This is a genomic window from Streptococcus sp. 2018110 (genome assembly GCF_019754115.1).
Classification (GTDB): Bacteria; Bacillota; Bacilli; order Lactobacillales; family Streptococcaceae; genus Streptococcus; species Streptococcus hashimotonensis.
The window spans coordinates 98738-106239 of sequence record NZ_JAIJZO010000007.1; the positions used below are offsets into that span (position 1 = coordinate 98738).

Here is a 7502-nt window from a genome sequence, read left to right on the forward strand (position 1 = left end):
TAATTACGACGAACGGAAAATGGAACTAGGACTTGAAAATCGTCCCTGACGACTGAATTCATCATGTAAGATACGACGGACATCTTCATCAGTCAAGGTTTTCTGCTGTTTTTGGACCTTAGCTTTCGCTTCCCGATTTGCATATTCCTTCTTAATCGCAGCAATATTCAAACCTTCATCCAAAAAATCCTTGATTTCTAAAAGTAAGTCCATATCGTTTAGAGAATACAAGCGACGATTCCCTTCATTGCGATCGGGCTTAATCAAGCCTTGATCTTCATAGTAACGAATTTGACGAGCAGTTAAATCTGTCAACTTCATCACACTACCGATCGGAAAGATGGCTAAGGAACGACGAAACTCTTTTTCTCTCATAACGAACTCCTTTCTGCCTACCATTATAGGAGAATTTTTTTTTGAGGTCAATAGACGATGTTATATTTTGTGACATCATTTATCCTGAAAACGTTTTTTTATAACATTCACATCATAATTAACTAGAATCGCAATGAAAACTCCGATAAAGGTTTCAAACACACGAATAAACACATATTGAATCGTATCACCAGCAGGAATAGACAATGTAATAATTAATAAAGCTGACACTCCACCAATAATTCCCGCTTTATTATTCATCGCCACATTTGTCATAATCGTTAACATGACAAATATCGGAACAAAAATCGCAGTTACCCAAAAATGATCTAAGAATAATCTATCCAAAATAAAGAAAAGTAGCGCATAAAAACCACCAATAGAATTACCCAGAATACGAGAAGCTCCAAAATGGACACTCTGATCGAAGTCTTCTCGTAAACTAAACACAGCCGTCAAAGCCGCAATCTGAATCCCTTGCCACCCCATAAAACCAAACAAAAGAATAACTAGGAAGACTGCCAAACCCGATTTGAACGTCCGCATCCCCAACCGAAATTTCTTTGGATCAAATGTATATTTTTTTAACATACCTCTATTCTAACATGATTTCGGAAAATAGAATAGCAAATACCTGCCCAGCTTTTCTTTTCTCCTAAGCTCGACTGGAAAAGCCTCCTGTTCACGCCAGCTTTTCAAAAAACCAATAATCTGTCACTTTAAATCAGCTGCAAGAAGGAACCCAGAAGTAAGATAAACGAATAGACGCTGCAAAAAAACAACGTCTTTTTTGAATTTTATATTTTGTGCGCAGTAGTTGAATGGCAGTTGTGACCAAGATTCAGCCTTGAGGGGTTCAAATAGCCCAGTGGACTATTTGAAGTTAGCACCAAGAAAAAAACAAAGCAACAAGCTACAGAATCATTTTTGACAGAAGCTTCGCTTCTTCTATTTCCAACCTCAAAATATCTCCCAGATATGTTGAGTTAACTTACCGCCTATTTTTCATTTCAGTAAGCACCGCAAGCCCTGGAAGTACACCTTGCTAGACTGTCTAACTCGCTTAGCTTCATAGAAACTCTACACGATGCACAAAATGCAACGGAAATCCGTTGCATTTTAGCCTTTACCTAGGCTGATTTTCTAACTCACTACGTTCACAGAAAATCTAGCCTTTGCACTAGAAAAGAGCTGGTTGCCCAACTCTTTTCGTCGCAAGTTTTTACTTTTCAGTAAGAGCTGCAAGTCCTGGAAGCACTTTGCCCTCAAGAAGTTCCATTGATGCACCACCACCAGTTGAGATCCATGAGAACTTGTCTGCACGGCCAAGGTTGATAGCTGCTGCTGCTGAGTCACCACCACCGATGATTGATTTCACGCCTGGTTGTTTCACGATAGCGTCCATTACACCGATTGTACCAGCTTGGAAGTCTGGGTTTTCAAATACACCCATAGGACCATTCCAAACAACTGTTTTCGCACCAGTCAAAGCTTCGTCAAACTTAGCGATTGACTTAGGACCGATGTCAAGACCAAGGAATCCTTCTGAAACTGCTTCGCCTTCCGTGTCACGAACTTCAGTGTATCCAGCAAATGCGTTAGCTTCTTTTGAGTCAACTGGCAAGATCAATTTACCATTAGCTTTTTCAAGAAGTGCTTTTGCCACATCAAGCTTATCTTCTTCTACAAGTGAGTTACCGATTTCGATACCTTGAGCTTTGTAGAATGTGTACGTCATACCACCACCGATAAGAACTTTGTCTGCTTTTTCAAGAAGGTTCTCGATAACACCGATCTTATCAGATACTTTTGAACCACCAAGGATTGCCACAAATGGACGCTCTGGAGTTTCAACAGCTTCTTGGATGTAAGCAATTTCGTTTTCCAAAAGGAAACCAGCTACTGCTTTTTCTACGTTTGCTGAGATACCAACGTTTGATGCGTGTGCACGGTGTGCAGTACCAAATGCATCGTTAACAAAGATACCATCACCAAGTGAAGCCCAGTATTTACCAAGTTCTTCGTCGTTTTTAGATTCTTTCTTACCATCAACATCTTCGAAACGAGTGTTTTCAACAAGGAGAACTTGTCCATCTTCCAAAGCATTGATTGCAGCTTCCAATTCAGCACCACGAGTAGCACCTGCGATGAAAGCAACGTCTTGACCCAATTTAGCTGCCAAGTCAGCTGCTACAGGAGCCAATGATTTACCTTCTTTGTCAGCTTCTTCTTTCACACGACCAAGGTGAGAGAAAAGAATTGCACGTCCACCTTGCTCAAGAATATACTTGATAGTTGGAAGAGCTGCTGTAATACGGTTATCGTTAGTGATAACGCCATCTTTCAAAGGCACGTTGAAGTCCACGCGAACAAGAACTTTTTTGCCTTTCAATTCTACATCTTTAACAGTCAATTTTGCCATTAGATAAGAACTCCTTAAATTATATTTACTTTACCATTGTATCATATTTTCTGTATTTTTTCTTGCATAAAGATATTTTTTTCACAAATGTTATGAAATCTAAAACTATCGCCTCGTAATCAGATTTTTCAAATTCTAAGGTTGCCAAATCAGAAACAACTCATCTCATTCATATTTTTAGCATAAGAAAACAGCCATATTCCAGCAATCCGAAAATACAAAAAAAGAGGCCGAAGCCTCTTCGATTTTCACTAAGGATTATTTAGCGATTTTTGCGAAGTACTCAAGAGTACGAACAAGTTGTGCAGTGTAAGACATTTCGTTGTCGTACCATGAAACAACTTTAACCAATTGCTCGCCATCAACTTCGATAACTTTAGTTTGAGTTGCATCAAACAATGAACCGAATGAGATACCTACGATATCTGAAGATACGATTTGGTCTTCAGTGTAACCAAATGATTCAGTAGCAGCAGCTTTCATAGCAGCGTTTACTTCTTCAGCAGTTACTTTCTTGTCAAGAGTTGCAACCAATTCAGTTACAGAACCTGTTGGAACTGGAACACGTTGTGCAGCACCGTCAAGTTTACCGTTCAATTCTGGGATTACCAAGCCGATAGCTTTAGCAGCACCAGTTGAGTTAGGAACGATGTTTGCAGCAGCAGCACGTGCACGACGAAGGTCACCACCACGGTGTGGTCCGTCAAGAACCATTTGGTCACCAGTGTAACCGTGGATTGTAGTCATCAAACCTTTTTGAACGCCAAATGCATCGTGAAGAGCTTTAGCCATTGGTGCCAAACAGTTTGTAGTACATGAAGCACCTGAGATAACTGTTTCAGTACCATCAAGGATGTCGTGGTTAGTGTTGAAAACAACAGTCTTAACATCGTTACCACCAGGAGCAGTGATAACAACTTTTTTAGCACCGTTAGCGTGGATGTGTTGCTCAGCTTTTTCTTTAGAAGCAAAGAAACCTGTAGCTTCCAAAACGATATCTACGCCATCAGTAGCCCAGTCGATGTTTCCTGGCTCACGCTCAGCAGAAACTTTAACGAATTTACCGTTAACTTCGAAACCACCGTCTTTAACTTCAACAGTACCGTCGAAACGACCTTGAGTTGTGTCATATTTCAACAAGTGTGCAAGCATTACTGGATCTGTAAGGTCGTTGATACGAGTAACTTCAACACCTTCTACGTTTTGGATACGACGGAAAGCAAGACGACCGATACGTCCGAAACCGTTAATACCAACTTTAACTACCATGAATGATTTCCTCCTTATGAAAATCGAGTTCTTTATTTTAAAAGGCAAGCCTTTTAATCCTTTTGTGAAAATATTAACTTGTAAGCCTACAAGCATCTTTTCAACGTTTTTATTATATAACTATTTACCGAAAATTGCAAGAGTTTGCATACTTTAATGCAGGAACTTACATAGAAAAAGGCAGCCGAAGCTGCCTGGGAAATAATGATATATCACTCTTGTTCAATCTAGCGATTGACGAAATTTAGACTACTTCACAGTATCTAATACATCAGCCAATGTCTGCTCTGTTTGATTGCTACGGAATACAGATACCACATCTTGGTCTTTATTCAGAATAAACATCGTTGGAATATTAGTGACTTCCATACTGTCTGCTGCAACCATATCTTTATCTTGATAGTAGGTGAACTTATAGTTGTCAGCCAAATATTTTTGACCATTCTCTGCCGTTTCGCGTGTACCATCTACAACATTTAGAAAAATAAAGTTAACATCTTTTCCGTATTTTTCATATAGCTTTGCCAAAATAGGTAATTGTGCCTGACAATCTGGACACCAACTTGCCCAGAATACAACAATGGATGGCTTGCCTGCAAAATCAGCCAGACTAGTTTCCTTATTGCTTTTATCCAAAAATGTAATCTTGCTAATTTTTTCCGTCAATGAAAGTAATTCACCGTCCGAAGGCTGACTAGAGCTTTGGCTAACTTCAGTCGTCGGTGCACTCTGTGTTAGATTAGCTGTCGTCCCCAAGTAGACTGCACCACCTACCACAAGGGTTGCAACTACACCGGTAGCAAAAATATCTCTTTTTCTCATATTTTCCTCCATTCTTCTCTATTACTATATCATAATTTTTAACTAAAAAACAAAAATAACTCAGGTTCATTGTTAATGTTAACTTGAACCCGAGTCATCTGTGTTTAAGCACCTAATACATGCTTATTGATTCTTCAGAGTTTATCTTACTGCTTCCGTCTTCTAAACACAAGTGTAAGAGTTCCTAGAATCATTCCAACAAGGGCATACATTCCATTCTCAGCAACACCCGTCTTAGGAAGTGTTTTTCCTGGAGTTGGTGGGGTTGATTCTGCTGGTGGAGTTGTAGGCGGTGTTGGTGGGGTTGGTGGGGTTGGTTGAGTTGGTGGATCCGATGGTACCGGTGGTTCCACTGGTGGAAGCGGTGGAAGCGGTGTTGGTGGTCCCGGTGGTTCTGGAAGTGGTGGAGGAGTTACTGTAACAGTATTTGTCTTCTTCTTAGTCTGTGGATTACGATCAAATGTTACAGAAGCTGTGTTAGGAACGAGCTCAATTCCCTTATCAGTAACATAGTTTGATAAATCAGCTTCAGGATTAATCATCGCATAAATCGACATAGTCACTTGACGACCACGTAGACTAGCCAGCACATCTGGGTTCGTAATATCAAACACTACATGGTTTGTAGCTTTATCGATACTTACTTGTCCTAAAATAGCTGCTGACGCATCTGTTAATTCACCCTTCTCATTGACTGCCAAGAGAGCCGCTTCAACTTCACGGGCAACGGTTGCTTTAGGAGTTTTTTCAGCAAGTTGTTTTTCAAGCTCTTCAATTGAGGCTGTAGCATTTCGAATTTCAACTTCTAATGCTGCAAGACTTGCTTCGCTAGTATTTGCAACTTCGATTTGTTGTTCCAATTCCACAACTGTTTGTTGAACCTGGTCTTTACTTGCCTTCAACTGCTCTATCGCAACAGTCAAGGCTTGAATTTCTGCCTGCTTATCAACTACAGGCTGACTATTGTCAGTATTTTCATCTACTACTGATGTTCCATCTGTCTCCTCTGTTGTTGAAGGAGTTGTTGTAGATGCTGTAGATGCTGTAGCTAATTCTGCTTCTTTTATTGCCAACTCTTGCTCAATTTCAGCTATACGCACTTTTTGAGCTTCTAATTCAGTAGCCATAGTAGCGACCGAACTTACAGTATTGGTAATCTCTGTTTTCTTAGCTTCTAGAGTTTCTAGAGTCGCCTTGGCTTCTGCCAACTTCGCTTCTAATTCAGCAAACTCTTTTAACACTAAGTTTTCACCAGATCCAACTTTAATTGCCACACGTTGGATATTTAAAACAGATTCCAAAGTATCTTCCATTGTGAATGCTGTATACTGGCTATCCGCTTCAATTGTATACGCAATATCATATCGGAAGTCTGAGGTACGTTGCAACAGATCCAAATGGAATGCTTGTTCATTACCATCAGCTGTATTCACCGTCTTAGTAGGATCCCCTGGTGTCGGTGGTACTGGTGTCGGTGGAGTTGGTGGAGTAACGATAACTGGAACAGTTGACTTATCTTTTGTCACTCCTGGACCATTCGTAAAGTGAAGATTAGCCGTATTCGGAACCGAATTATCCACATAAGTAGATAAGTCCGCTTCTGGACGAATTGTAGCTGGAATAAAGATATGAATTGCTGAACGTCCCTCTAGTTTAGAGAAATCTTTTACTGCTACTGTGACAGCTTGTCCATCAACAACTACATCTACAATTCCTTCTGCACTATATCCATCGATATCAACTACTACATCTCCATTGATTTGAAGAGCTGAATCAACCTGGTCGGTAATTACAAATTCTTTATAATCAACAATATCTTCTGGAATAGTTGTTGCTATATCGTAATTGTAAGATTTACCTCGTGCAATTTCTAAGTAATCCAATGTTTTATTGATTTTCTTATCAATCTCTGGTTCTCCTCCTTCAGGAGTTGGAGGATAAACTGGAACCTCATTAGATTTCTTCTTCGTCTCTGGATTGTTATTGATTACATATTCCGCTGTGTTCGGAACAGCAGTTTTTCCATCAACAATATATGCTGAAAGATTTGCTCCTGAACGAATCTTAGCATTGAAGGTAACAACTACAGGTTTACCACCATTATTTCGTACTTGTTCTTCTGTCAAGTCTACTGTTAATGTTTGGTTATCTATTGTTGTATTTGCTGAAATAAGTTTTCCATCAATTTCAACAGCGATATCACCACTGAATTCAAGAACAGGAACAAGAGTGTCCGTGATTGTAAATGCTGTTGCATCGTTCGGTACACTTGTAGAAATATGGTAAGTAAAGACATCATAACGATTCGCTAATGTATCACTTTCCTTACCATTTACGTCCTTGACAATCGGTGGATTCTCTGGACTTGGTGGAGTTACTGGTACTTCATTTGATTTCTTCTTCGTCTCTGGGTTGTTATTGATCACATAATCGGCCGTATTCGGAATCTCGGTCTTGCCGTCTACCTTATAGGCTGAGAGGTTCGCGCCTGGACGAATCTTAGCTTTAAATGTCACTACGACTTCTTTACCGCCGTTAGCTTTCACTTGTGCTTCTGAAAGGGTGACTGTCAAGCGTTGGTCTTGAACCGCAATCGTTGCGTCGGCACTTGCGT

General features: G+C 40.0%; 6 protein-coding genes. All 6 read right to left on the minus strand.

Translation table 11 applies throughout. The features are described 5' to 3' along the window. Positions 1-3: 3 nt before the first annotated feature. Complete coding sequence (locus K5Q34_RS06050) at positions 4-375, minus strand: MerR family transcriptional regulator (protein ID WP_002940041.1); 372 nt, start codon at positions 373-375, stop codon at positions 4-6. A gap of 75 nt (positions 376-450) precedes the next feature. Continuing rightward, the gene (locus K5Q34_RS06055) at positions 451-966 is read right to left on the minus strand and encodes an aromatic acid exporter family protein (RefSeq protein WP_221864677.1); all 516 of its coding nucleotides are present in this window, start codon (positions 964-966) and stop codon (positions 451-453) included. Between the two features lie 631 nt (positions 967-1597). Further along, positions 1598-2797 carry a phosphoglycerate kinase gene (locus K5Q34_RS06060; RefSeq protein WP_014637337.1) on the minus strand — a complete coding sequence of 400 codons (1200 nt, stop codon included), beginning with the start codon at positions 2795-2797 and terminating at the stop codon, positions 1598-1600. A gap of 258 nt (positions 2798-3055) precedes the next feature. After that, the gene (gene gap, locus K5Q34_RS06065) at positions 3056-4066 is read right to left on the minus strand and encodes a type I glyceraldehyde-3-phosphate dehydrogenase (RefSeq protein ID WP_002938507.1); all 1011 of its coding nucleotides are present in this window, start codon (positions 4064-4066) and stop codon (positions 3056-3058) included. Positions 4067-4315: 249 nt separating this feature from the next. Continuing rightward, positions 4316-4888 (minus strand): TlpA disulfide reductase family protein, encoded by a 573-nt coding sequence (locus K5Q34_RS06070; protein ID WP_014637336.1) that lies wholly within the window; start codon positions 4886-4888, stop codon positions 4316-4318. Positions 4889-5034: 146 nt separating this feature from the next. Beyond that, positions 5035-7502, minus strand: a 2468-nt coding sequence (locus K5Q34_RS06075) for an isopeptide-forming domain-containing fimbrial protein (protein ID WP_221864678.1), incomplete at its 5' end; no start/stop codon positions are given.